Origin of the sequence: Paractinoplanes abujensis, from assembly GCF_014204895.1 — a bacterium.
In the GTDB taxonomy this organism is placed as follows: Bacteria; Actinomycetota; Actinomycetes; order Mycobacteriales; family Micromonosporaceae; genus Actinoplanes; species Actinoplanes abujensis.
The window spans coordinates 7,115,668-7,141,338 of record NZ_JACHMF010000001.1 but is presented as its reverse complement, the minus strand read 5'-3'; the positions used below and the strand labels follow the sequence as shown (position 1 = coordinate 7,141,338).

The 25,671-nt window shown below is 71.1% G+C and carries 20 protein-coding genes and 1 tRNA gene; 9 read left to right on the top strand and 12 right to left on the bottom strand.

Annotated features, from left to right (window positions below; genetic code table 11):
* Positions 1-54: 54 nt before the first annotated feature.
* Positions 55-1,698, bottom strand: coding sequence for a D-alanyl-D-alanine carboxypeptidase/D-alanyl-D-alanine endopeptidase (gene dacB / locus BKA14_RS32695; protein ID WP_239093208.1), 1,644 nt, complete (start codon positions 1,696-1,698; stop codon positions 55-57).
* Positions 1,699-2,134: 436 nt separating this feature from the next.
* On the opposite strand from dacB, the gene BKA14_RS32690 reads away from it, so the two are divergent.
* Entirely contained in the window at positions 2,135-2,638 is a 504-nt protein-coding gene (locus BKA14_RS32690; protein WP_184954630.1) for an inorganic diphosphatase, read from the top strand.
* Positions 2,639-2,746: 108 nt separating this feature from the next.
* Here the strand turns inward: BKA14_RS32690 and eccD are convergent, their stop codons facing one another.
* Positions 2,747-4,180 (bottom strand): type VII secretion integral membrane protein EccD, encoded by a 1,434-nt coding sequence (gene eccD / locus BKA14_RS32685; RefSeq protein ID WP_184954629.1) that lies wholly within the window; start codon positions 4,178-4,180, stop codon positions 2,747-2,749.
* Between the two features lie 141 nt (positions 4,181-4,321).
* Here eccD and eccCa point away from each other — a divergent pair, with 141 nt between their 5' ends.
* Together eccCa and mycP are read left to right on the top strand one after the other, a co-directional pair.
* Positions 4,322-8,290: a type VII secretion protein EccCa gene (gene eccCa, locus BKA14_RS32680; protein WP_184954628.1), complete on the top strand. Its 3,969-nt coding sequence runs from the start codon at positions 4,322-4,324 to the stop codon at positions 8,288-8,290.
* Positions 8,291-8,408: 118 nt separating this feature from the next.
* The gene (gene mycP / locus BKA14_RS32675) at positions 8,409-9,665 is read left to right on the top strand and encodes a type VII secretion-associated serine protease mycosin (protein WP_239093206.1); all 1,257 of its coding nucleotides are present in this window, start codon (positions 8,409-8,411) and stop codon (positions 9,663-9,665) included.
* Positions 9,666-10,645: 980 nt separating this feature from the next.
* Here the strand turns inward: mycP and BKA14_RS32670 are convergent.
* From BKA14_RS32670 to BKA14_RS32660, 3 genes are all read right to left on the bottom strand, one after another.
* Positions 10,646-11,398: a sulfite exporter TauE/SafE family protein gene (locus BKA14_RS32670; protein ID WP_184954626.1), complete on the bottom strand. Its 753-nt coding sequence runs from the start codon at positions 11,396-11,398 to the stop codon at positions 10,646-10,648.
* A 335-nt stretch (positions 11,399-11,733) separates the two neighbouring features.
* A tRNA-Pro gene (locus BKA14_RS32665) sits at positions 11,734-11,810 on the bottom strand.
* A gap of 72 nt (positions 11,811-11,882) precedes the next feature.
* The gene (locus tag BKA14_RS32660) at positions 11,883-12,791 is read right to left on the bottom strand and encodes a metallophosphoesterase (protein ID WP_184954625.1); all 909 of its coding nucleotides are present in this window, start codon (positions 12,789-12,791) and stop codon (positions 11,883-11,885) included.
* Between the two features lie 26 nt (positions 12,792-12,817).
* Between BKA14_RS32660 and BKA14_RS32655 the strand changes: the two genes are divergently transcribed.
* Both BKA14_RS32655 and BKA14_RS32650 read left to right on the top strand, forming a co-directional pair.
* Positions 12,818-13,270, top strand: a complete 453-nt coding sequence (locus BKA14_RS32655) for a GatB/YqeY domain-containing protein (RefSeq protein WP_184954624.1) — start codon at positions 12,818-12,820, stop codon at positions 13,268-13,270.
* Between the two features lie 67 nt (positions 13,271-13,337).
* Positions 13,338-14,297, top strand: coding sequence for a hypothetical protein (locus tag BKA14_RS32650; protein WP_184954623.1), 960 nt, complete (start codon positions 13,338-13,340; stop codon positions 14,295-14,297).
* Positions 14,298-14,345: 48 nt separating this feature from the next.
* On the opposite strand, the gene BKA14_RS32645 is transcribed toward BKA14_RS32650, so the two are convergent.
* Genes BKA14_RS32645 through BKA14_RS32635 form a run of 3 tightly spaced genes read right to left on the bottom strand, consistent with a single transcriptional unit; the run spans position 14,346 to position 18,077 of the window.
* On the bottom strand, positions 14,346-14,645 hold the full coding sequence (locus BKA14_RS32645) for a hypothetical protein (protein WP_184954622.1): 300 nt from the start codon (positions 14,643-14,645) through the stop codon (positions 14,346-14,348).
* Between the two features lie 60 nt (positions 14,646-14,705).
* On the bottom strand, positions 14,706-16,913 hold the full coding sequence (locus BKA14_RS32640; protein ID WP_184954621.1) for a putative bifunctional diguanylate cyclase/phosphodiesterase: 2,208 nt from the start codon (positions 16,911-16,913) through the stop codon (positions 14,706-14,708).
* A gap of 3 nt (positions 16,914-16,916) precedes the next feature.
* Entirely contained in the window at positions 16,917-18,077 is a 1,161-nt protein-coding gene (locus tag BKA14_RS32635) for an FIST signal transduction protein (protein ID WP_184954620.1), read from the bottom strand.
* A gap of 92 nt (positions 18,078-18,169) precedes the next feature.
* Between BKA14_RS32635 and pyrE the strand changes: the two genes are divergently transcribed.
* Positions 18,170-18,694: an orotate phosphoribosyltransferase gene (gene pyrE / locus BKA14_RS32630; RefSeq protein WP_184954619.1), complete on the top strand. Its 525-nt coding sequence runs from the start codon at positions 18,170-18,172 to the stop codon at positions 18,692-18,694.
* 66 nt (positions 18,695-18,760) lie between these two features.
* On the opposite strand, the gene BKA14_RS32625 is transcribed toward pyrE, so the two are convergent.
* Entirely contained in the window at positions 18,761-21,169 is a 2,409-nt protein-coding gene (locus BKA14_RS32625) for a penicillin-binding protein (protein WP_184957101.1), read from the bottom strand.
* A 316-nt stretch (positions 21,170-21,485) separates the two neighbouring features.
* Between BKA14_RS32625 and BKA14_RS32620 the strand changes: the two genes are divergently transcribed.
* A complete protein-coding gene (locus BKA14_RS32620; protein WP_127498770.1) occupies positions 21,486-21,788 on the top strand; it encodes a WhiB family transcriptional regulator in 303 nt (100 codons plus the stop codon).
* A gap of 16 nt (positions 21,789-21,804) precedes the next feature.
* Here BKA14_RS32620 and bagB read toward each other — a convergent pair whose 3' ends face one another.
* Genes bagB through BKA14_RS32605 form a run of 3 tightly spaced genes read right to left on the bottom strand, consistent with a single transcriptional unit; the run spans position 21,805 to position 24,905 of the window.
* Entirely contained in the window at positions 21,805-22,932 is a 1,128-nt protein-coding gene (bagB, locus tag BKA14_RS32615; protein ID WP_184957100.1) for an ArsA family ATPase, read from the bottom strand.
* A 58-nt stretch (positions 22,933-22,990) separates the two neighbouring features.
* Complete coding sequence (gene bagA, locus BKA14_RS32610; protein WP_184954618.1) at positions 22,991-23,944, bottom strand: ATPase BagA; 954 nt, start codon at positions 23,942-23,944, stop codon at positions 22,991-22,993.
* Positions 23,945-23,966: 22 nt separating this feature from the next.
* Complete coding sequence (locus BKA14_RS32605; RefSeq protein ID WP_184954617.1) at positions 23,967-24,905, bottom strand: Rv0361 family membrane protein; 939 nt, start codon at positions 24,903-24,905, stop codon at positions 23,967-23,969.
* Between the two features lie 118 nt (positions 24,906-25,023).
* On the opposite strand from BKA14_RS32605, the gene sp36 reads away from it, so the two are divergent.
* Both sp36 and BKA14_RS32595 read left to right on the top strand, forming a co-directional pair.
* Positions 25,024-25,179, top strand: a complete 156-nt coding sequence (gene sp36 / locus BKA14_RS32600; RefSeq protein ID WP_157411184.1) for a Sp36 family protein — start codon at positions 25,024-25,026, stop codon at positions 25,177-25,179.
* Positions 25,176-25,661 carry a RidA family protein gene (locus BKA14_RS32595; protein WP_184954616.1) on the top strand — a complete coding sequence of 162 codons (486 nt, stop codon included), beginning with the start codon at positions 25,176-25,178 and terminating at the stop codon, positions 25,659-25,661. Before sp36 ends, BKA14_RS32595 begins: the two co-directional genes overlap by 4 nt.
* The last annotated feature ends 10 nt before the right edge of the window (positions 25,662-25,671 follow it).

Here is a 25,671-nt window from a genome sequence, read left to right as displayed (position 1 = left end):
GAAACCCCGAGATCAGCAGCCACGTCCTCCGCCCCACCCGCCGCCCGAACCCGATCAGGAGCAACCGCACCCCACCAACCGAGCCGCGACTCTGTCGAGCGCGGCCCGCCCGGTCACCGCGTTGCCCGACCCGCTGGCCATGATCGCGAAGACCAGCAGCCGCCCGTCGGCGGTGGTCAGCACCCCGGCCATCGTGTTGACGCCGCTCAGCGTGCCGGTCTTGGCCCGTACGACGCCCTGCCCGACCTGGTTGGGCGCGGGCTTGACGAATCGCTTGGTCATCGTGCCCGACCAGCCCGCCACCGGCAGCCCGCCGAAGATGCTGCTCAGCGCCGGTTGCTGCCCCGACGCGGCGTACGCCAGCAGCTCGGTCAGCATCGTCGGGCTGATCCCGTTGTTGCGCGACAGACCGCTCGCGTCATACAGGTTGGCCTCGTCGGCCGGGAGTCCGAGCGCCCGCATCCGAGCGATGATCGCGTCGGTGGCGTTGTCGAACGTGCCCGCCTTGCCGTCGGCGATCGCCACCTGCCGGCCCAGCGCCTCGGCCGCGGTGTTGTCGCTCTGCTCGAGCATCCAGTCGGTGAGCTGCACCATCGGCGGCGACTGGACGATCCCCAGCTGCCGGCCTCCGGCCGGCGCTTTGCCTTTCTTCACGGCCGACGACGGCACGCCGAGCATCTTTGCGAACGCCCTGGCCGCCGCGTCGGCCGGATTCGACGAGCGCGGGTCACCACCGAACTCGTTGTGGATGGGCCGCACCCGGCCCGCGTTGACCATCAGGGCTTGGATCCGGGACACCTGCCCGTACGCGATGTCACTGGAGTCCCAGCCCCGGGCCGTCTCGGGCCCGCTGAACAGCGACGTGTCGTACAGCAGCCGGGTCGGCCGAGCCGTGCCGAGCGCCTTCTTGACCTGGGCCGCCAGCAGGTCGAGCCGGGCCGCACCGGGGAACAGGGTGTTCTTGGCCGTGGCCAGCGTCGGGTCGCCGCCGCCGATCAGCACGACCTCACCGGGCTGTCCGCCCGCCACCGCGCGGGTGCTCAGCCGATAGGACGGTCCGCGCGCGTCCAGGATCGCCGCCGCCGTGAGCAGCTTCGTCGTGGAGGCGGGCGTGGTCATCGTGTCCGCGTTGCGCGCGTAGAGCACCTCGTCCGAGGCCACGTCGAGCACCGCCACGTGCACCTTCGAGCCCAGGCCGGCCGACTTCACGAGCGGGTCGATCGCCCTGGTCACGCCGTCGCCGGTGAGTGCCGTGCCACCACCGGCGGCCGCCACGAGCACCGGTGTGGGCGACGCCTCGGGGGTAGTCGGGGCGGGCGTGGGCGAGGTGGTCGGTGCGGCCCCCAGCCATCGGTCGACCGGGCCGGGACGCACCAGTCCGACCACGCCCGCGGCGGCCACCAGAAAGATCACAACCGAAAGGGCGACGACCAATCTCGTACGGGTCTTCGAGGCTGCTCGCACTGCGCCGGCTGCGGGGGACGATGCCGGGCCGGGCTTGTTCGGCGCGGCGGTCCCGGCAGTTCCCCCGGCGGCGGCCGCCACCGTGGGGCCGCTCGCCGGTGACGTCGGCCGCACGTTGTTGATCGGAACGGCGGCCCGCCCATAGGTGCCTCCGCCGGCCTCGGCCGGCCCGGTGACCCGGGCCCCCGCCGCCGGTGCCGCGAAGTTGATTGTCTCGTCGTTTTGCGGCTGCACCTGCTGATCCTGTGACCCGCGCGCGTCCTCCGGTCGCGAATCGCTGGAAACCTGTGGCCGACCGGGCGCCGATTCCGGCCGAACGGGTGGCTGGGCCGCGGATTCGGGTGACTGCTGCGGCTTTTGTGCCGTCACGTGACCCCTGAGGTCAACCGTCGGGCCGGGCTGCGCCGAAGAATCATCCTCACCGGCCGCCGCCGGGTTACCGTTTCCGGAGCCCCGATGCGACTCGGACACGCCGTCGTACCCGGGACCATCGTGTGAATCTTGCCTCCCCACGAGCCCCTCCTAGAACACGGCGTAAGACTTAGGGGAGACTAGCGACATCCGGCACACCGTCGCGCGCGGATCCTGTCGGCCGCCTCTGTCCGGCCCGCAGTTTTCCCCGCCCGTGGCACCGGCTTTCTCTCAAGCGGGCGAACAAGGGAGTCACATCATGGATTTCGACGTAGTGGTTGAGATCCCCAAGGGACACCGCAACAAGTACGAGGTCGACCACAAGACCGGTCGTATCCGGCTCGACCGGACCCTGTTCACCTCGACGCAGTATCCGGCCGACTACGGCTTCATCGAGGGCACCCTGGGGCAGGACGGCGACCCGCTGGACGCGCTCGTGCTGGTGCAGGAGCCGACGTTCCCGGGCTGCCTGATCCGGGCCCGCGCCATCGGCATGTATCGCATGACCGACGAGAAGGGCCGCGACGACAAGGTTCTCTGCGTGCCGTTCGAGGACCCGCGGCAGGAGCACCTGCGCGACATCCACCACCTGGGCGAGTTCGACCGGATGGAGATCCAGCACTTCTTCACGGTCTACAAGGACCTCGAGCCGGGCAAGTCGGTCGAGGGCGCCACCTGGACCGGCCGGGTCGAGGCGGAGGAAGAGATCAAGGCTTCCTTCAAGCGTCAGGAGGCCGCCGAGGCCGAGGGCCTCGAGCACTGACCGGAGTCAAGGAAAGGTCGCGCCCCGCCGTCGCCCGCCGACGTCGCGCGACCGCACGCGCGGACGAAGCCGACCGGCATCGTCCGCGCGTTTCTTTCCCGGCGAAATCTAGCGGCTGATGCTCGTCACGGCGTCGTAGAGGCCGACGACGGCGCACGCCACCGGGATCACCGACACGACCACGAGCGTGTCCAGCAGGTCGGCGGCGCGGCCCAGGTAGGGCGAGGGCGGCTTACGCGAGTACGTCGCGCCGGCCACCACGGTGATCAGGGCCAGCACCAGCGCGGCCGCGGTCACGCCGAGCAGCACCGTCGCGTCGGCCCCGCGCAGCAGGTCGATGCCGAGCGCGGCCACCCCGGCCAGGCCACCGACGACCAGCGGCACCCGTTGGCGCAACGTGACGAACAGCCGCGAGCGCAACAGGAGCGCCGCCGCCGAGACGCCCATCAGGATGCGGGCCGAGAGCGAACCGGCCGTCGAGAGCACACTGAACGCGGCCACGGCCAGTACGGCGTGGCCCAGCAGCATGCCCGCCAGCAGCTCCTCGGTGCGCGTGACGGCGGCGAAGACGGTGGCCCGGTCGGGCCGTTCGCGGGCGGCGTCGAGCGCGCTGGAGGCACTGACCCCGGTGAAGCCCTCGGCCGCCTCGGCCCCGGTGGGCAGCGTGACCGGCGGCATGGGCACCTTGCCGAAGCGGATCGCGAGCAGGGGCAGCGCACCGATCCCGCAGACCAGGATCGAGATCAGCACCGCGGCGGCCCCCGCGGCACTGGTGACCATGCTGGTCAGGGCGGTGATCGCGCCGAACAGGCCGACCACGGCGCCCGCCGTGAACAGCCGCAGCTGACCCGAGACGCCGACCGCGCCCAGGGCGGCGATCAGCAGCAACGCGACCGAGCCGGCCAGCAGCTCGGAGCCGCCGAGCCAGGGCAGCAGCCCGAACACGCCGACCCGGTCGTCGGTCGCGACCAGCACGGCGCCCCCGGCGAAGGCGAACGGCATCGCGTACGCGCCCAGGGCGGCTCCGGCCCGGGCATCCCCGTACGCCCGGGAAGCGGTCACCCCGGCCAATGCGAGCAGCACGGCCAGGCCCAGCCCGGCGAAGGCGGCACCGGCCCAGCCCGGACCGGCGGCCAGCACCGCGACCAGGCCCAACGCGAGCAGCACCCCGGCACCGACCAGGGTGGCCGTGCGGGTGGAGGCGGGCGTCCAGGCGTTACCGCGGCGGCGGGCGCCCTCAGCGATGGCCTCGACCACGTCGTCGTACTCGAGCTCGGGCCACTCGTCGTGGGCCGGCACGAGATGCAGCACCTCGCCGTCCCGTACGCCCTGGGGGAAAAGACCTTGAGCCGTGGCCAGCGCGACGCCGTCGGTGCGCCGCAGCACCCAGCCGCCGTGCTTCTCGCCGTCGTCGGCCAGGCCCTCGCCCGCGTGCCGCAGCACCTCGGGCAGCAACTCGGCCAGCGGCACGTGCTCCGGCAACGCCACGTCGATGCGGCGTTGCGGGGCACTGATCGTGACCCGCGCCAGTCCGATGCTCATCGATCCACCTCCCCCATGTGCCCGCTTTCGCTCATCGATGAGGACGAGGCTGCGGACGCAAGCGCACTTTACCTACCATGAGGCCAGCGCAGCGCCCGGCGGCATAGCCGCGCCTATGTGGACGAAAGGGATATAAGGGGAATGAGCACGGTTGTGATCAAGCGGTCGGCCCGGCGCCCCGCGCCGGAGATTCCGACCGGCGAGATCGCCGTCGAGCCGCCACCCGAGATCCCGCAGGCGACCGGGGGCCGCTGGCAGCAGGCGATGATGGCCCTGCCCATGCTGGGCGGCTCGGTCGCGATGGCGATGATGATGGGCCAGGGCCGTACGGGGCCCTACTCCTATGTGATCGGTGGCCTCTTCGGCATCTCGTCGATCGCGATGCTGGCCACCAGCTTCGGCTCGAACGGCTCACCCAAGAAGGCCGAGATGATGGCGGCCCGCCGCGAATACCTGCGGCACCTCTCCGGCCTGCGCAAACGCGTCCGCGAGACGGCCCGCAAGCAGCGCGTCGGCCTGCTCTACCGCCACCCCGACCCGACCAAGCTGTGGTCCACCGCGGGCAGCCATCGGGTCTGGGAGCGGCGCACCAGCGACCCCGACTTCGGCGTGGTGCGGCTCGCGATCGGCCCGCAGACCCTGGCCACGCCGCTGCTGCCGCCGGTCACCCGCCCGCTCGACGAGCTCGAGCCGATGACCGCGGGCGCGCTGCGGCGCTTCCTGGACGCCTATTCGGTGGTGCCCGACCTGCCCGTGGCGGCCTCGCTGCGCGGGTTCGCGCGGGTCTTCCTGCGCGGCGCCGGGCCCGGCACGACCAGCGACGTCCAGGGTCTGAGCCGGGCCATCGTGGCTCAGCTGGCCACCTTCCACGCGCCCGACGACCTGATCGTCGCGGTCTGCGCCGGCCCCGAGCGCCGCTCGTCGTGGGAGTGGGTCAAGTGGCTGCCGCACAACCTGCACCCGGCCCGCACCGACGCGCTCGGCCACGTGCGCCTGGTCGCGAGCACCGGCCAGGAGCTGGAGGAACTGCTCGAAGACGTGATCGGCAACCGGCCCCGGTTCAACCCGATGGGCCAGAGCACCAGCACGCCGCACGTGGTGATCGTGCTCGACGGCGCCGACCTCAAGGGCGCGACGCAGCTCGACGACGGCATCGACGGCGTGACCGTGCTCGACCTCGACGAGCAGCCCCCGCGGCTGCTCGACCGCTCACTGCTCGTGCTCGAGGTGGCCCACCACGGCGGCCGCCGGGTCCTCAACACCTATTCGATGGAGCACGAGGCCGAGGTCGGCACGCCCGACCGGCTCGGCGTCGAGCAGGCCGAGGCCGTCGCGCGCCGGCTCGCCCCGCTGCGCCTGGCGGCGATGTCGAAGTCGGCCGACACCCCGCTGGCCACCGAGATGGGCCTGTCCGACCTGCTCGGCATCGGCGATCCCGAGACGTTCAGCGTGGCCCAGGCCTGGATGCCGCGCCCGAATCGCGACAAGTTGCGCGTGCCGATCGGCGTGGGGGCCGACGGCGCCCCGATCGAGCTCGACCTCAAGGAGTCGGCGCAGGACGGCATGGGCCCGCACGGCCTGCTGATCGGGGCCACCGGTTCCGGCAAGTCCGAGCTGCTGCGCACGCTGGTGCTGGCCCTCGCCGTCACGCACTCGTCCGAGACGCTGAACTTCGTCCTGATCGACTTCAAGGGCGGCGCGACCTTCGCCTCGCTCGACCGGCTGCCGCACACGGCCGCCGTCATCACCAACCTGGCCGACGAGCTGCCGCTGGTCGATCGCATGGTGGACGCGATCGACGGCGAGATGATCCGGCGGCAGGAGGTGCTGCGCAAGGCGGGCAACTACGCCAGCCTGCGCGATTACGAGAAGGCCCGGGCCGGCGGGGCCGCGCTGCCACCGCTGCCGTCGCTGCTCGTGATCTGTGACGAGTTCTCCGAGCTGCTGTCGGCCAAGCCCGACTTCATCGACCTGTTCGTCCAGATCGGACGGCTGGGCCGGTCGCTCGGTGTGCACCTGCTGCTGGCCAGCCAGCGGCTCGAGGAGGGCCGGCTGCGCGGGCTCGACACCCACCTGTCCTACCGCGTGGGTCTGCGCACCTTCTCGGCCCTCGAGTCGCGTGCCGTCCTCGGCGTGCCGGACGCGTACGAGCTGCCTCGCTCCCCCGGTCACGGCTACCTCAAGTTCGGCACCGAGCCGCTGCTGCGCTTCAAGGCCGCGTACGTCTCGGGTCCGCTGCCCAAGGCCCGCAGCCGCGCCGCCGCCGGGGGTGCCGGAGCCGAACCGCAGGTGCTGTCCTATTCGACGCGTTATGTGCCGGCGCCCAAGCCGGTCAAGCCGGTCGAGCCCACGCCGGAGGAGATCCCCGCCGGCGAGAGCGTGCTGGACGTCACGGTCGACCGGCTCGGTGGGCAGGGTCCGCCGGCCCACCAGGTGTGGCTGCCGCCGCTCAACCAGTCGGCCGCGCTCGACGAGCTGCTCGGCCCGGTGGTGGCGGACTCGGCCCGCGGCCTGGCCTTCGCCAACCCCGAACTGCACGGCGCGCTGCAGGTGCCGATCGCGATGGTCGACAAGCCCCGCGAACAGCTCCGCGACGTCATGTGGCTGCAGCTGGCGGGGGCGGCCGGGCACGTGGCGGTGGTCGGCTCGACACTGAGCGGCAAGTCGACGGCGCTGCGCTCGATGATCTGCGGGCTTGCGCTCACCCACACCCCGGCCGAGGTGCAGGTCTACTGCCTCGACTTCGGTGGCGGCGCGCTCGGCACACTGCGCGACCTGCCGCACGTGGGTGGCGTCTCGGGCCGCCTCGACACGGTGGGCGTCCGCCGTACGGTGGGTGAGATCTCCACCCTGCTGGCTGAGCGCGAGGCCCGCTTCGGCGCGATGGGCATCGAGTCGATGGCGTCGTACCGCCGGCGCCGCGCGAACACGGCCTCGCAGGCGGGCGACAACGACCCGTTCGGCGACGTCTTCCTCGTCGTGGACGGATGGTCCACATTGCGCAAAGAGTACGAAGAGCTCGAATCGGTCGTCACCGACATCGCCACGCGCGGCCTCTCGTACGGCATCCACGTGGTCGCCGCGTCCTCACGCTGGATGGACTTCCGGCCCGCGATCCGCGACCTGTTCGGCTCTCGGCTCGAACTGCGGCTGGGTGACCCCAGCGACTCGACGGTCAACCGCCGGGCCGCGATGACCGTGCCCGAGAAGCCCGGCCGCGGCATCATCGAACACCCGACCGACAAGCAGAAGTTCCTGCATCTGCTCACGGTGCGGCCCGAACTGAGCACGCTGGCCGACACGAGCGACCTGGTCAAGGAGATCGCGGCCAACTGGCACGGCGCCCCGGCCCCGCGCGTGCGCCTGCTGCCGGCCGTGGTGCCGTACGCGGAACTCGACCTGACCCGCAGCAGCGGTCTGCGCCTGCCCATCGGCATCTCCGAGGCCGATCTGCAGCCCGTCGAGATCGACTTCGCCTCGGACCCGCACTTCCTGCTCTTCGGCGACGCCGAGTGCGGCAAGTCGACGTTCCTGCGCGGCCTGGCCACGACGATCACGCAGCGGTTCGCGCCCGAGGAGGCCCGGATCATCCTGGTCGACTACCGGCGCTCCCTCATGGACCTGCCCGAGACCGAACACCGCATCGGGTACGGGATCCAGGCCCAAAAGACGCTCGAACTGATGCAGTCGGTGGCCGGTTACATGGAGCGCCGCCTGCCCGGCACCGACGTGACCGCCCAGCAACTGCGCGAACGCTCCTGGTGGACCGGCCCCGAGCTGTTCGTCCTGGTCGACGACTACGACCTGGTCGTGGCCGGGCCGACCAACCCGCTCACGCCACTGCTGGAATATCTGCCCCAAGCCCGCGACGTCGGTCTGCACCTGATCCTCACGCGTCGCGCGGGTGGCGCCGGCCGGTCCCTCTACGAGCCGATCATCCAGCGGCTGCGCGAGCTGTCGGCGCCCGGCCTGGTGATGTCCGGCCCGGCCGACGAGGGCGCGCTCGTCGGCCCGGTCCGGCCCACACCGATGCCGCCGGGCCGTGGCCGACTGGTCACTCGACGTGAAGGCGTACGGCTGATCCAGCTGGCCCACCTCGCGCCGTACTGAGATGCGTGAAGATTTAACAGACAGGCGGTGCGACAACCATCGACCGATCCCCTCCCCAAAGCTCGGATTCGGAGTAATCTGCATCGACCGAGTTCCCGGCCTTTGGAGGCGGTGCGCCTTGGTGAGTGGTCGCCGACTGGCCGCTGCCGCGATAGCTGGGCTCTTCACACTCGGCATTCCGGTCAATCCGGTCTCCGCCACGCCTGGTGTGCCGGCCGAACCGAGCCCGCTGCAGGGCGATTCCGTCCGCGCCGACGAGTGGCATCTGTCCACGCTGAACATCACCGAAGCGTGGACCTACGCCAGCGGCGCCGGAGTGACGGTCGCGGTCATCGACTCCGGCGTCGACGCCGACCACCCCGACCTGCTCGGTCAGGTGCTGCCCGGGCTCGACCTGGTCGACGACAAGGGCGACGGCGACACCGATCTGGTCGGCCACGGCACCACAGTCTCCGGCATCATCGCGGGCCGCGGCGACGACCAGACGGGCGTGGTCGGCATCGCCCCCAAAGCCAAGATCCTCCCCGTACGGGTCCTGGACGAGGACAACCGCTACAACGACGCGCTGATCGTCGCGCAGGGCGTGCGCTGGGCCGTCGACAAGGGCGCCAAGGTGATCAACCTGTCGCTCGGCGGCAACGGCAGCAGCGCCGCCCTCGCCGCGGCCCTCGACTACGCGTTCGCCAAAGATGTGGTGGTCATCGCCTGCACGGGTAACACCAGCGCGTCCTCCACGACCGGAGTCTGGTACCCGGCGCGCGAACCCGGCGTGCTCGCCGTGGCCGGCATGGAACGCGACGGCAACGCCCTCTGGTCCGGCTCGATCACCGGCAAGGAAACAGTTGTCACGGCCCCCGCCACCCAACTGGTCGGCGCCAACGCGGGCGGCGACTACTGGAAGGTCCAAGGCACCAGCTTCGCGGCCCCCATGGTCTCGGCCACCGCGGCCCTGGTCCGTTCCCGCTGGCCCGACATGCCCGCCGGCGAAGTCATCAACCGCATCATCCGCACCGCCAAAGACAAAGGCACCCCCGGCCGCGACCCCGTCTTCGGCTTCGGCCTGGTCGACCCGGTCGGCGCGCTGACCGCGTCGGTCCCAGCAGTCTTCGAGAACCCCCTCGACACGTCCCCGTCGCCCGGCATCGCCGGCTTCGGCAGCGCCCCCGTGCCCGGCCAGGCCCAGTCGGCTCCCGACGGCCAGATACAAGAGTTCGTCCCGGCCGCCCCCGGCACCGACGCCGGCCGCGGCGCTGCCCCCACGGCCTCGGCCCCCACGTCCCCGCCCAACCAGACCTGGTGGGCCGCCGCAGCCCTGTTCCTGCTCTCCATCGTGGCCGCGGTCCTCACCATCCGCCGCTTCGCCGGCACGACATAGCTCTCCCCGGCCCGGCCAGCACCCGGGTAAGTGACTATTCGGCGTTTGCAGCCTCGGCGGCCCGCCGCACCCGACTCCCGAAGGCCTTCGGCGGCGAGTCCCGGACGGCCCCGGCTCCTTCCTGCCAATGCCTCAGCATCGGGCACGCACTTCTGTAAGTACTACCCACATCACGCGTCGCCGCTGACACCAACCACGCGTGCCGGGCGGCCGAGCCGGAGTCATGGGCGGGCTTAGCCGCGATCGGGCAGGGCCGGATCAGGCAGGGCCAGGTCAGGCCGGATCGGGCAGGACCAGGCCGGGCAAGCCCGGGACCGGGCAGGACCAGGCCCGGCAGAACCAGGCCCGGCAGAACCAGGCCCGGCAGAACCAGGCCCGGCAGAACCAGGCCCGGCAGAACCAGGCCCGGCAGGACCGGGTCGGACAGGGTCGGATAGGGCCGGGCAAGGCCGGGTGGACAGGGCCGGGCAAGGCCGGGTCGGACAGGGCCGGGCAAGGCCGGGTCGGACAGGGCCGCTCGAGCCGAGCCGTGGCTACGCAGGCCGGGCCCTGGGCTACGCATGCCAGGACGGAGCCAGGCAGCCGGAGCCCTCAGAGGCGGGGCGCGCTGGATCGGGGCCCCGGGAAGGGCCCAGCTAGGTCGGAGCTGGAACCACAGCGGCACCGCACCCGGACTCCCGTGCCGCCCGTCCGCCAGAGTCCGAGCCCGCTGGATCAGGGCCGGGAGGAGACAGGTGGGCCGGAGGGTCAGAGGAGCCGGGTCGGGCCGACGGCCGGAAGGGCCGGGTGGGAGTTCTGGTACGGGTCGGCCGGGTCGAGGCCGGGCTTGGTAGGGCGGTCGAGGCCGGACTAGGTAGGGCGATCGAGGCCGGACTGGGTAGCGCGATCGAGGCCGGACTGGGTAGCGCTTAGGAACGGGTCAGCCCGCGCCGGGCAGGCGAGGTCGAAGTCGGGGACAAGCCAGGTCGGGATGTGGCGGATCAGTGACTGCCGGCGCGCCACCACAGGTAGGCGGCGAGGCCCAGCGCGGCCAGGGCGATCGCGACGCGCAAGGGGCGTTCCGGGATCCGGCGGACGAACGTCGGGCCCAGCCAGCTGCCGAGCAGGCAACCAACCGCCATCAGGCCCGCGGCGGCCCAGTTGACCGGGGCCACGACGGCGTAGATGATCGCGGCCGCCAGGTTGGAGGCGCCCAGCACGATGCTCTTCATCGCGTTCGTCACGGGCAGCGGCTCGGTTGCGGCCACCGACAGCACTGCCAGCATGAGGACGCCGGCGGCCGCGCCGAAGTAGCCGCCGTACACGCCGATCAGGCAGATCGCCCCGCCCAGCAGCAGCGCCGGCATCGAGCGGTGACCGGCCCACCGGCGCAGCTGGTCGCGTAGCAGCAGAAGCACCGCGCCGAGCGCCACGAGCGCTGGCACGATCCGCTCGAACGCCGACGACGGTGTGGCCAGCAGCAGCACCGCACCGCCCAGACCACCTACGGCGGCCGCGGCACACAGCCGGGCCAGCCGCCGCCCGTGGCCGCGCAGCTCGCGGCGGGCCCCGATCGCGGTGCCCACGGTGTTCGACAACAGGGCGACGGTGTTGGTGACGTTGGCGGCGATCGGTGGCAGCCCCACGGCCAGCAGCGCCGGATAACTGACCAGCGAGGCGAGCCCGGCCATGGACCCGGTCAGCCCGCCGCCGACCCCACCGGCCACCAGCACGAACGCGTCGCCCACCCGCACCCGGTCACCGTATTGACGCCGCCGGCAGCCGAAGTGCGCAGCCTCGACCCGGGTAGCTCACCTCACAGCGCCACCACGACCGCCGCTCGCAGACCCGAGCGGACTGGCCCACCGCCCATCGCCACCCACGCCTGACGCCCAAGCGGACTCGCCCACCGCCACCCACGCCCGACGCCCGAGCCGACTCGCCTACCTCACTGCGCCACTGACCCGCCACGCGAGGTCATCATCGGTCCGCCGTCGGCCAGCGCCATGACCGCGATGGCGTCGGGGGCCCCAAAAGTAGTCGGTGACGCAACAAGGGCCGCTTCCACAAGTGGAAACGGCCCTTGAACTGGTCGGGGTGGCCGGATTTGAACCGACGGCCTCTTCGTCCCGAACGAAGCGCGCTACCAAGCTGCGCCACACCCCGAGCTGCCTGGAAATACTATCCGACGCCGGGGCGGGAACGAAATCGGTATCCCCCTAACAGTAAAACCGCAGGTCAGCGTGGGATCAGGGTGAGGATGGAGGCTTCCGGGACGCAGCTGAAGCGGACGGGGGCGGTGGGGTGGGTGCCCAGGCCGGCCGAGACGTGCAGCCAGGAGTCGGAGCCGGGCCAACGGTGCAGGCCCTTCGCCATCGAGCGGGGGAGGTCGCAGTTGGTGGTGAGGGCGCCGTAGAACGGGACGCAGACCTGGCCGCCGTGGGTGTGGCCGGCCAGGAGCAGCTCGAAGCCGTCGGCGGCCATGGCGTCGAGCACGCGGGAGGCGGGGGTGTGGGTGACGCCCAGGTGGACGTCGGCGCCCGTGGAGATGGGGCCGGCCACCGACTGGTAGTCGTCGCGGCTGATGTGCGGGTCGTCGACGCCGGCCAGCTCGATGGAGCGGCCGCCGGCTTTGAGCACCGTACGGGCGTTGTTGAGGTCGGCCCAGCCCGCGTCCACCATTGCCGCGCGCAGGTCCTCGGTGGGGAGGTTGGGTCGTTTGAGCTGGTCCTCCTCGTATTCGGAGGACGGGCGCACCAGGTACGAAAAGGGGTTCTTCAGGCGCGGGCCGCGGTAGTCGTTCGAGCCGAAGACGAACGCGCCGGGTACCGACAGCAGCGGGTCGAGGGCGCGCAGCACGCCGGGCACCGATTCGGGGTCGGCCATGTTGTCGCCCGTGACGACCACCAGGTCGGGGTCGAGACCGCTCAGTGCGGCCACCCAGTTCTGCTTGCGCCGCTGGTCAGGCATCATGTGCAGGTCGGAGAGGTGGAGGATGCGCAGGGGCTCGGCATCCGGCTCGAGGACCGGCACGTCGAAGCGCCGGAGCGTGAACATGTTGCGCTCGACCAGCGAGGCGTAGGCGAACGTGGCGGCGCCCGCGGCGACGACACCGGAACCGAGGGCGAAAAGGGAGCGCTTGCGCATGGAAAGCAAGGGTAGTTTCTCCGTCCATGGGAACGCTGAAGGACCGTCTGAACGATGACTTGCACGCCGCCATGAAGGGCCGCGACGAGCTGACCACGGCGACGCTGCGGATGGCGCTGGCCGCCGTACGCAACGCCGAGGTGGCCGGCACCGAGGCGCGCGACCTCTCCGACGACGAGGTGCTGGCCGTGCTGAGCAAGGAGTCGAAGAAGCGTCGCGAGGCGGCCACGGCGTTCGCCGACGCGGGCCGGGCCGAGCAGGCGGCCAAGGAGCGCTCCGAGGGCGAGGTGATCGAGCGTTATCTGCCTCGGCAGCTCAGCGACGACGAGATCGCCGAGCTGGTGGCGGGGGCGCTGGCGGCGGGCGGCTTCACCGGCAAGGGCCAGATGGGTCCGGCCATGAAGGCGGCGCAGGCCGCGGTGGCCGGCCGCGCCGAGGGCGGCCGGGTGGCGGCCGAGGTGCGCAAACAGCTCGGCTGATCAGCTCAAGTCCGCGGGTTGCAGGTCGATGGCAAATGTCGACCTGCAACCCCCGGAAAGAGCGTCCATGACCTGCTTGAACTGTGGTTCGGCCGCGGTCCAGCCGAATGGCTGGTGCGGCAACTGCGGCTATCAGGCCGCACCCCCGCCGGCCGGGCCGCAGTCGCCGGCCCCCGACGCGGCCTGGCCGACCCCGCCGCCGAACGAGTGGCCGGCCCCGGCCCCAGGCCAGCATTGGCCCCCACAGGAGCAAAGCCCGCAGTGGCCGGCGCAGCAGCAAAGCCAGCAGTGGGCGGCCCAGGAGCCGAGCCAGCACTGGCCCACGCAGCAGCAAAGCCAGCAATGGCCCACGCAGGAACAAGGCCAGCAATGGCCCACACAAGCACAAAGCCAGCAATGGCCGGCTCAGCCGCCGGAGCAGCCGTCCTGGGCGTCGCCCAACGCGTCGTGGCAGTCGAGTGAGCCCTCGGCCGAGCACGCCCGTCTCAGCGAGCCGGTGGCCGAGCCGTCCTGGGCCGGGTCTCCGCAGGTGTCCGGTCCGGCTTGGCAGGCCGGCGAGCCGCAAGCCACCTGGCAGACCACGGGGCCGGGCGGTGTGCCGCAGCCGGCGTGGGCTACCGACGCGACCTCGACTTTCGACGTCCCCGGACCGGGCTATCAGCCGCCCGCGCCCGCAAGGGACGCCACGGCCGTCAACGGCTTCCCGGCGGTTCAGCAGCCGGCCCCGCCGCCCGCCCCCTATACCCCGCCGCCGTTCAGCGCGCAGCCCCCGCCGTACATGGTCAGCAATCAGCCACAGGCCTCGGCGGCCAAGCGCTCCGGCAACCCGTTCAGCATCGTGGCGTTCGTCCTGGCCGGCTTGGCCGTGCTGGTCCCGTATCTGATCGGCCCGTTCGCGGCGATTTTCGGCGGCGTCGCCATGTTCCGTCGCGAGCGTCTGGGCCGGCGGGCTCTCGCGATCGGCCTCCTCGGCCTGATGGCCGGTGTCGCGCTCAACATGATTCTGCGCAAGCTGGTTCTGGGCTGACAATGAGAAAGGGGTACGGCCCCCGGCCGTACCCCCGCGAGTTGATTTTCAAATGGCGAGTTGTGGACGCACCGGAACCGCGGTAACCGCCGGCGAGGCGGTGCGTCCCGGCAATTGCTGTTGCGGCACCGCGTACGGCCCGAGCATGGATTCGATGGCGGGCGCGATCGACGGCCGGTCGTTCAGCTGAATGAGACGTGCCGCACGGGCCAGGGATCCGGTTTCGCCGTCCCGGAAGCCTTCGCGGTACCCCTTCTCGTAGCGCTCACCGCGGCCGAGGGCCCGGCCGAGGGCGAAACACGAGGAACCCGCGAGGGCAAGCAGGAAGAGCAACGCGAAGGGTGTCACCGTTATTTTCCTTCCGGGGCAAATGTCTTATTTAGCCGAAAAGTACCCCTAGAGCATGGCTCATGCGGTAGAGCGGTGATCAAGTACGCCAACGGGTGACCCATCTTGCGCTCGGGCCAACTGATCGGGCATCACCGCCGGATCAACGGGCCGGCACAGGTGATAACCCTGCCCGTAACCGCAGCCGAGCCCTCGCAACGCCGCCAATTGGGCGGCATTTTCTATTCCCTCGGCCACCACGCGCAGACCCAAAATCTGCGAGAGCTCGACGATCGTACGGACCAAAGCAAGATCCTCGGCCGTCAACTCGGCCCGTGCGATGAAGGCCCGGTCGATCTTGAGTTCGTCCACCGGCAGCTCGCGCAGGTAGGCCAGCGACGAATACCCGGTGCCGAAGTCGTCGATCGACAGCTGCACACCGAGCCCGCGCAGCTGGTGCAGGGCCGACTTGCCCAGATCGGGCTCGCTCATCAGCACCGACTCGGTCAGTTCGAGCGTCACCGCGCTCGACGGCAGCCCCGCGATGGCCAGCGCCCGCATCACGTTGTCGGCGAACCTCGGGTGGACCAGCTGATGCCCGGAGACGTTGACGTTGAGTCCCAGGTCGGGAAAGTCCCGCCGCCACTTGGCGACCTGGACGGCACTGGTCTCCAGCACCCACTGGCCGATGTCGACGATCAGCCCGAACTCCTCGGCGATCGGGATGAAGTCGACCGGCGAGACGAATCCGCGCACCGGGCTCTCCCAGCGGATCAGGGCCTCCACCCCGGCCGGCTGCCCGTCGGCCAGCCGGACCAGCGGTTGATACTGCAGCCGGAACTCACCCTCGCGCAGCGCCCGTTGCAGGTCGCCGCGCAGGCTGAGCCGTTCCAAAGCCTCGGCGTGCATGTACGGCTCGTAGAGCAGCACCCGGCTCGGGCCGCCCTTCTTGGCCCGGTACATCGCCACGTCCGCGTTGTGCAGCAGTTCCTCGGAGCTCTGCTCGCCCTCGCGCGAAATCGCGATCCCCACGCCGGCGCCGATGAACACCTCGCGCCCGGCCAACCGGAACGGCTCCTTGATGGCGGCCACGATCCGTTCGCCGACCACCTGGGCCGCCGCGGCCGGCAAGTCGTGCAGCAGCGCGGCGAATTCGTCCCCGCCCAGCCGGGCCGTGGTGTCGCTGGCCCGTACGCATCCGCGCAGCCGCCGGGCGACGAGCGCGAGCAACTGGTCGCCGGCGTCGTGGCCGAGGCTGTCGTTGACCACCTTGAACCGGTCCAGGTCGATGAAGAGCACGCTGGTGGGGTCGGCCGTGGTGACCCGGGAGGCCAGCACCCGATTGAGGATCTTGAGGAACAACGCCCGGTTGGGCAGCCCGGTGATCGGGTCGTGGTGGGCCTCGCGCACCGCCTCGACCGTACGGGCGTCGGTCAGCGCCAAGCTCACCTGCTGGGCGAACGCGGCCAGCTGGTCACGCTGCTCGGTCTGCTGCCCGCCGACGCCGGGCAGGTGCGCGACCAGGCTGCCGGCCATCTCACCGGTGACCCGGACAGGTGCGGCGATCATCCAGCCGGCGCCGTCGGGCCGCACCACCACCGCGCCGCCCGCCATCGCGGCCCGGGCCAGGCTCTCCGGCGGCGTGGTCTCGTCGCCGCACTTCGAGGCAACGGTGAGCCGGCGGTCGGGGCCGCCCTCGGCCAGCAACAGGGTGACAGTGGCCCCGCTCAGCAGTTCGGCCGCTCCGCCGGTGACCGCGTCCAGGATCTCGGGCAGCGGGCGCCGGGCCGAGATCGCCCGCTGGATCGTGAGCAGCGATTCGACAAGCCGCTGCTGGGTCTGGGCCGAGCTCGCCTGCCGCTCCTTCTCGGCCCGCAGGTGCCGTTCCGCGGCGAGCACGCGGATGCTGCGCAAAGCCAGCCCGAGCACCTGACCCATGCCCTGCAGCATCTGACGCTCGGCCGGCTCGAACGGCTCGGACAGCCGGGCCACGATCAGCGCGTCGCCCGTCTCGGAGCCGAGCGGGTTGCTGACCGCGTGCAGTTCCCCCACGTACGGGACCTCGAGCATCGGCTGCCCCGCGGCGACCTCATGCAGCTGGGCCTCGGGCACGACCGGCCCGAACCCGTACGCCCCGAGGACCCGGCCCTCGCGCACCACCGCGCCCACTTCGGCCTCGACCATCTCGGTGGCCCGCTCCACCGCGCCGGCGATCGCCGCGGTCTCGTCGGCGGCCGCGTTGACCGCGGTGAAGTACTCGGTCAGCAGGCGCGAGGACCAGGACGGCATGGCTCAGGCCAGGGCCAGCGTGACGAGGGTCAGGTGGTGGGTGCCGAGCGCGCCTCGCACCCGGGCGATCTCGCCGTGGGTGTAGAAGCCGGCAAACGGCGCGTCGCTCAGGGCCGTCCGCATGGCCTGCATCTCCTGTTCCAGCCCGCCGTCGATCAGCCCGGCCCGGCGTCCGCCGCAGTCGAAGGCGAGCACCCCGAGCGGCGGCATGCCCTCCAGCCGGGCCATGGCCTCGGTGCACGACCAGGCCGCGCCGTCGATCAGCGCCTGCCGGTCGCCCTCCATCAGCCAGACCACGGCGCCCTGCGGCACGTCGGCGGTGCCCCACACCGACCGGGCCTCGTCGTCGCCCGCGTGGATCACCCGGATGTCCTCGCCGCTGCGCCGGGACAGGCCGAGCGGCTGCAGGCTGCGGCCACGGTCGAAGAACTCCTCGGCCGAGCCGTCGAAGTTGTTGCGGCGCAGCAGCACGTCCAGGGCGGGTTCGCCGTCGAGCTCGTAGATGTGCGGCCCGCTGGCCTTGGTCACGACCATGGGCGGTTCCGTACGCCGCCAGCCGTGCGCGACCCCGATGCCGATCGGTCCGTCCGAGCCGAGCGCGAGCCCGACGACAGCCCCGCTGAGCACCTCGGTGCCGTAGAACTGGTAGGTCTTGGTGAACTTGCGGTCGTCCGCCGCGAACCCGCCGACGAGCGGGACACTCGCGCCGATGGACGAGTACGCCCCGCGCACGACCTCCTGGGGCTGCCCGGTCATGCCGTCGGCCAGCAGGATGAGCACCTGGTTCTCGTCGTCCAGGCCGCGCAGGGCCTCGGCCGCCTGGGAGCCCGCCGCCCGCGGGTCGGACCGCCCGATCGGTGCGACCCGGACCTGCACCGTGAAGCCGTCGCCGCCCAGCGCCGCGACCGCGACCCCGCCGTCGGTGACGCCCGCGCTGCCCAGTTCGCCCATGGTGGTGGCGCCGACGATCTCGGCGTCCGGTCCCGCCTCAAGCCGGATCCCGGCCAGCAGCTCGGGCAGGTCGTGACTGGACGACGCGAACACGAGGACGGCCTTGGCCTCCCGCCCGCCGATCGCCTCTGCGGCCGCCTCGGCTCCCGCCTTGCGCGAGCGGGGTGCGACGCTCTGGCCCACGCCGAACCACCGGTGCGGGTTGCTCTGCATGATCCTCTGATCGGCACGGTTTGTCGGTTGCTGAGTGGTTGCGTGTGGGGTGCCGTCGGGTGTCCGGGAGTGGCCTGACAGGCTAGGGCCTTGTGACTGACTCTGACCTTGCGCGGCAGGTTCGCGCCGTGAGCCGGCTGACCGGCGAGTTCACCCTCCGCTCGGGCCGCATCGCGAACGAGTACTTCGACAAGTATCAGTTCGAGGCCGATCCGGAACTGCTGGACCGCCTGGCCGAGCAGATGGCCGTGCTGATTCCGGAGGGCACGGAGGTGCTGGCGGGCCTCGAGATGGGCGGCATCGCCGTCGTGACCGCACTGGCCCGGCACGCCAAGCTGCCCACCGCTTTTGTCCGCAAGCAGGCCAAGCAGTACGGCACGGCCCGGCTGGCCGAGGGGGCCGAGGTCGCGGGCCGGCGGGTGCTGGTCGTGGAGGACGTGGTGACCTCGGGCGGGCAGGTCGTCATCTCGACCGGCGACCTGCGCAAGCTGGGTGCGCACGTCGACCACGCGCTGTGTGTGATCGACCGGCAGGAGGGCGGCGCGCAGGCGCTGTCGGCCGAGGGCATCACGCTGCGGGCCCTGCTCACCCGGGCCGACCTCGAAGCGGCGGCCTGACCGGTACGGAAACGGCGGACGGGCGGGACACCTCGAAGGTGTCCCGCCCGTCGCTCGTCTACGGGGTCAGCGGCCCGGTGGGGTCGACGGCCCGCCGGGCTGCCCGCCCGGGCCGGGCGGCGGCACAGCCTTGCCCTGGCTCGGGTTGATGGTCACATATCCGCCCTTGATGGTGCGGCCGTCGGGCGAGGTGCCGGCGGCGGTGCCGGCCGGGCAGTCCGACTCGACCGGGCTGCCGATCGAGACGTCGAAGCCGGCGCCCTCGATGCGGCTGCGCGCGTCGTCGAGCGAATCACAGGTCACGTCCGGGATCGACTTCTGGTCGCCGTACGCGATCTTGCGGTTTTCCGGCTCCTTGAACTGCTCCTTCGGCTTGCCCTTCATGAAGTCGCCGAGCGTCTGGTAGACCGCCGGGTTGACGATGTCGTGCGACATGCGGTCGCGGTGGTCGGGCCAGTCGGGGTTGACCAGGTAGCCCGCGACGACCAGCGACGTGGTGCCGGCGATCAGCGCGGCCGTCTTGTCGGCGTCGGTGGTGCCGGTCTTGCCGAACACGGGGTGCTTGACGGTCGACTTGGTCTGGCGCGCCGTGGCGCCGTTGCAGCGGCCCATCTGGGCCGAGTCGCCGACCGGGCAGCGGGCCGCGTCGAGGGCCGCCCGGGCCACGTCCTTGCTGGTGGCCCGGATGCAGCGCGGTTTGCCGATGTCGAGCTTGTCGCCGTCCTGTGTGGTGATCTGCTCGATCGGGGTGGGTTCGCAGTACATGCCGTCACCGGCCAGGGTGGCGTACGCGTTGGCCATGTCCAGCGGCGTCGACGCGGACACACCGAGCGTGAAGGCGCCCCACTGGTTGGCCGAGACCGGGTCGTTGGCGTACTTGGCGTCCTGCCCGACCCGGAACTGCACGCCGAACCGCTTGGCCACGGCCACGACGTTCTCCGCGCCGACCTGCTCCTCGAGCGGCACGAAGTACGTGTTGATCGACTTCGCGAAGGCCGAGTGCATGTCGTAGACGCCCTCGCCGCCACCGCCGGAGTTGCTCGGGCACCAGAAGTGTGTGCCCGGGCAGGCGGAGTCGTTGCCGCGGTCGATGATGTAACCCGACTTGTACCGCTTCTCGGCCTTGATCGGATAGGCCAGCGGGTAGCCCTTCTCCAGGGCCGCGATGATCGTGAAGATTTTGAACACCGAGCCGGCCTGGTAGCCGCTGATGTCGCCACCACCGCTGAGCAGCGGGTTCGTGGTGTTCGGGTAGGTCGCGCGGACGCCCGCCTTGGCCTTCTTCCGGTCCGACGAGAGCGGGTTGGGGTGGGCCGGGTCGGGCAGCTTGTACTTCCGGTTGGCCGCGAGCAGGCGGACCTTGCCGGTGCCGGGCTCGGTCGCGGCCAGCAGCAGCGCGTTCTTGTCCATCTCGGCGATGTGGTCGGCGATCCGCTTACGCGCGTCGGCCTGGGCCTCGATGTTCATGGTGGTGGTGATGCGGTAGCCGCCGCTCTTGAGGCGCCGCTCCCGGTCGTACGGCGTGGCGCCGAACGCCTCCTGGCTCATCCACCAGCGGTAGAAGTAGTCGCAGAAGAAGCCCCAGTTGTTGTTGGCCACCGAGACGCAGCCGTTGCCGACCGGCCGCACCTGACGCGGGATCGCTTCCTTCTTGGCCTTGTCGGCCTGGGCCGCGGTCAGCGAGCCCATCTCGACCATGGCCGGGAGGATGTAGTTGTCCCGGCGCTGCTTGATCTGGTCGTAGCCTTCTTTGGTGGTCGGGTTGAAGCTGGTCGGGGCCTTGACCATGCCGGCCAGCATCGCGGCCTGGCCGGGCGTCAGGTCCTTGGGCTTCTTGTTGAAATAGACCTGGCTGGCCGCGAAAACCCCGTACGCCTGGTTGCCGAACGGCGCGATGTTCAGGTAGCGCTCCAGGATCTGGTCCTTGTTGAGCTCCTTCTCCACCTGCAGCGCGTACTTCATTTCGGTGATCTTGCGCTTGGGGGTGTCCTTGGTCGCGTCGACCACCTCTTGCGGGTTGGTCGCCGAGTAGGCCAGCGACATCCGCACGTACTGCATGGTGATGGTGGAGGCGCCCTGCTTGGAGTCGGACTTGCCGCTGTTGTTCACGAACGCGCGCGCAACGCCCTTGAGGTCGACGCCGTTGTGGTTGAAGAACTCCCTGTCCTCCGCCGCGACCATGGCGTCGCGCATCGGCTTGGCGATCTCCTTGAGCGGGACGTCGCTACGGAACTCGTCGTAGAACTGCGAGATCTGCGTCTTGTTGTCCGACGCGTAGATCCGCGTGATCTGCGGGGAGCTGAAGTCCTTGAGCTCACTGGGCAGCTGCGCGAAGGTCTCGCCGCCGGCCTTGGCGGCCAGGCCCGACATGGCGGCGGCCGGGAAAGCCGCGGCCGCGACGACGACGCCGGCGAGTAAGCCGCAGATCAGCAACGAGGTCGCGTTCGCGAAGATGTTGTGATCGCGACGGCGCATCCAGGAAGTCACCTGAGCAGGGTACGCGACAAGAGCACGTGACCGCCCGTCGAGAAGGTCACGCTTCGCCCTGAATTATTGTGCCCCCTCAGCTCAGATCTTGGGGCTGTTTTCCCGAGGCGCACCCCGCTTGCTCCCGTGCGCTTGGCGGCCTTTGCCCGGAACCACCGGGCTGTACGTATTTCAGGTACAACGTTGCGTAATCGCCCGACTACAGAGCATGATGGTCCGGCGAGCTTGTCGCACGACGTCTGCACGGCTTGGGGGACATGAGCTGCGGGCGTCAGGGGGGTAACGCAAGGGGGGACGTTTACACATGGGGATGATCAGCGATTGGCCCAGCATGGCGGCGTGTCAGAGTGGCGACCCTGACGCGCTCTTCGTGCAGGGCGCCGAGCAGAACGTGGCGAAGAGGATCTGCCGCAGCTGCCCGGTCCGCTATGAGTGCCTCGCCGATGCCCTGGACAACCGGATCGAGTTCGGCGTCTGGGGAGGCATGACGGAACGGGAACGGCGCGCGCTGCTCCGCCGTCATCCGCACGTGGCGAGCTGGCGCAAGATGTTCGAGGCGGCCATGCGGGAGAAGGGCGCCGACAAGGTGCTCGTCCCCACCCGCTAGGCGGCACGACCAGGGCTTACGCCAGGAGCGAGCCGATCGTCCGCAGCCCGTCGACGTCATGCACGTCGGCGGGCTGCGCCGTGACCGAGACCGTGGGCACGGCCGGGAACGCGTCAGTGAACGTGGCCGCCACCCGCTGCTCGCGCTCGGTCTGACGGACCAGGCCGGCGTGGATGCGCAGCGCGTCGGCCGTCAGCGGCGAGTCCCCGGCGGCGGTCAACGCGTCGGCCGCGGCCTCGCTCTCGTCGGCCGGCAGGTCCGGCACGTCGGTGCGGTGCATCCGGTTGAGCACCAGCCCGGCCAGCGGCATCGCATCGGCCACCAGACGCTCCGCGAAATACGCGGCCTCCCGTACGGCGTCGCGCTCGGGCGCGGCCACCAGCAGGAACGCGGTCTGCGGGTCCTGCAGGATCCGGTACGTCTGGTCGGCGCGCTGCCGGAAACCGCCGAACATCGAGTCGAGGGCGGCCACGAAGCCCGACAAGTCGGTGAGCAACTGGGCGCCGAGGACCTTCTGCACCGTACGGGAGAAGAGGCCGAACGACGCGGTGACCAGGCTGAACATGCTGCGGCCGCCGGATCGGGCCGGGGCCAGCAACATCCGCAGCATGCGGCCGTCGAGGAACCGGGACAGCCGGGCCGGTGCGTCGAGGAAGTCGAGGGCGGAGCGCGACGGCGGGGTGTCGACCACGATCAGGTCCCACTCGTCGGTGGCCCGCAGCTGGCCCAGCTTCTCCATCGCCATGTACTCCTGCGTGCCGGCGAAGGTCGAGCTCATGGCCTGGTAGAACGGGTTCGCGAAGATCTCCGCGGCGCGCTGCGGCGTGGTGTGCTGCTGCACCACCTCGTCGAACGTGCGCTTCATGTCGAGCATCATGGCGTGCAGCTCACCGCCGTTGTCGCCGTCGATGCCCTTGACCTGGCGCGGGGTGTTGTCGAGCTCGCTGAGGCCCATGGACTGGGCCAGCCGGCGCGCCGGATCGATGGTGAGCACCACGGTGCGCCGCCCGTGCACCTCGGCCGCCCGCAGCCCGACCGCAGCCGCGGTCGTGGTCTTGCCCACCCCGCCGGCGCCGCAGCACACGACGATGCGGGTGGCGGGGTCGGCCAGCAGACCGTCGACGTCGAGTCGTTCCGCGGTCACATCAGCCACTGCTCAAGCGTAATCCGTACGGGATCGAGAACGCCGGGACTGTGGCGGGTCACGCACGCATGAGGATGGCGGCCAGCTCGTCGAGCCCGGCCTGATCGACCCCGCGGGGCAGCAGCGGCAGCTCGACCAGCTGGCGGCCCGCCTCGGCGAGCTCGGTGCGCAACGCCTCCTCCAGCTCCTGCCGGGTCAGGTGCGCCTTGACCTCGGTGGCCAGCCCGTTGACGGTGGCTGCGTCGGTGGGCAGCCCAGCCTCGGCCAGGCCCCGCTTGAGCTCGGCCTTGGTCACCTTGCCCGCCGTGGCCAGCGCGGGCCGGGTCGCGTTGAGCACGATCCGGCCGACCGGGATCTGCAGCGCGTCCAGCTCGGCGATGGCGTCCAGCGTTTCCTGTACGGGCATCTCCTCGAGCAGCGTGACCACGTGGACCGAGGTGATCGGCGACCGCAGCAGCGACGCGACACCCTCGCTCTGGGTCTTGATCGGGCCCATCTTGGCCAGCTTCGCCGTCTCGGCCGTCACGTTGAGGAACCGGCCGATCCGGCCCGTCGGCGGGGCGTCCAGCACCACCGCGTCGTACGCCCGGCGGCCGTCCGCGGACCGGGTCGTGGCCTCCTTGACCTTGCCGGTGAGCAGCACGTCGCGCAGGCCCGGGGCGATCGTGGTGGCGAAGTCGATGGCGCCCACCTTGCGCAGCGCCCGCCCGGCCGCGCCCAGGTGATAGAACATGTCGAGGTATTCGAGGAGGGCCTCCTCGGGGTCGACCGCGAGCGCGCGCACCTCGCCGCCGCCCGCCACCTTGGCGATCCGCAGCTCGGAGTAGGGCAACGGCTCGGTCTCGAAGAGCTGGGCGATGCCCTGCCGGCCTTCCACCTCGACCAGCAACGTGCGCCGGCCCTCGGCGGCCAGGCCCAGGGCCAGGGCCGCGGCCACGCTGGTCTTGCCGGTGCCGCCCTTGCCGGTCACGACGTGCAGCCTGGCCGGCCACCTGTTGACACGCTCACCCATGAGTCAAAAGTACGGCGTCCGCTCAGCCGGTCACGTCGCAGACCAGCCAGCCCGTCTTGCGGATCACTGTGAACTCCAGTTCCTGCGACGACGTCTTCTCGTCCGAGGTCGACATCGTGAGCTCGACCGCCACCCGGGCCCGGTCGTCGCCGTCCTCGGTGACCTCGGGATCGTTCCAGCGGAAGACCGGGTCGGTGTAGCCCTCCGAGTACGCCTTGATGTCCGACACCCGGTCGGCGATCTTCGTCTCGTCCCGGGCCTCGCGGCAGACCAGCTCGTCGGCGGCGCCCGCGTCCTGGTTGGTGTAGACGGCGGTCAGGAACTTGCTGACCGCCGTGGACGGGTCGGCCGAGCCCGGGTTGTCGGCGTCGCGCAGCAGGAAATAGGCCGACACGGCGCCGCCACCGCAGAGAAGCAGGGTGCCGACGAGCGCGAGCGAGACCCAGAGGGCCCCGCGGCGCTTGGGCTGCCCGGGCTCGGCGGGCACCTGGTAGGGCTGCTGGGGGCCGGCCCAGATCGGCTCGGGCGGCGCCGGCGGCGGGGTGTCGGAGGGCACCGAGTGGTGATAGGCCAGGTGCTCGGGCGGCGTGGTCTGCCACTCGCCGGGCGCCTCGTGCCGGGCGTGCCAGGGCTCGGTCGCGGGCGGCGGCTGCCACCCGCCGGCCTGGGTCTCGACGGCGTGCGCGGGCTCGTGCACGGGCGGGATGACCTGGGTGCTGTCGTGCCCGCCGGGCTCGTCGGCGAACGCGCCGGGCGGCGGCCACTGCCGGTCGCGGGGGTCGGGGGCGGCGTCGATGAAGTCGATCACAGGCGGGGTCGGGGCGGCAGGTGGCCATTCGTGCGGTGGTTCGGGCGCCGGCACGGGCCCCCGGGGCGGGATGGGCTGCGGTGGTTCGGGCTCCGGGGAGGGCATCGGTGTGGGCTCGGGATGACCCGGCAACCCGCCGTGCGGGTGCGTCATATAGCCCTCCGTGATCTCCCGGTTACCGATCAGCCCTACGGTCGCTCAGCCTAGCCAAACGGGCCGGTCCGCGGGCCCTAAGCTGACCCGGTACCGACGATTAGGGAGTAGACGAGCGATGCAGAAGTGGGAGTACGTGACCGTGCCCCTGCTGGTCCACGCGACCAAGCAGATCCTCGACAACTGGGGCGAGGACGGCTGGGAACTGGTGCAGGTCGTCCCGGGGCCCAACCCGGAGCAGCTGGTGGCCTACCTGAAGCGACCGAAACCGTGACCACGCCGATCAGTGGTGAGGGTGGCGTCGACGCCTACGCACGGCTGGCCGAGCTGGGCCTGACCCTGCCCAAGGTGGTGCCCCCGCTGGCCGCCTACGTGCCGGCCGTGCAGACCGGAAACTACGTGTACGTCTCGGGCCAGCTCCCGCTCGTCGAGGGCAAACTGCCGCACACCGGCAAGGTCGGCGCCGAGGTCAGCGCGGAGCAGGCCACCGAGCTGGCCCGCCTGTGCGCGCTGAACGGTCTGGCCGCGATCGAGTCGCTGGTCGGTCTGGGCCGCGTCGTCAAGATCGTGAAGGTGACCGGCTTCGTGGCGTCGGCCCCCGGCTTCACCGGCCAGCCCGCCGTCATCAACGGAGCGTCGAACCTGTTCGGCGACGTCTTCGGCGAGCAGGGCCGGCACGCCCGCAGCGCCGTCGGCGTGTCCGAGCTGCCGCTGGGCTCCCCGGTCGAGGTGGAGATCATCGCCGAGGTGCAGTGATTCCCCGGCC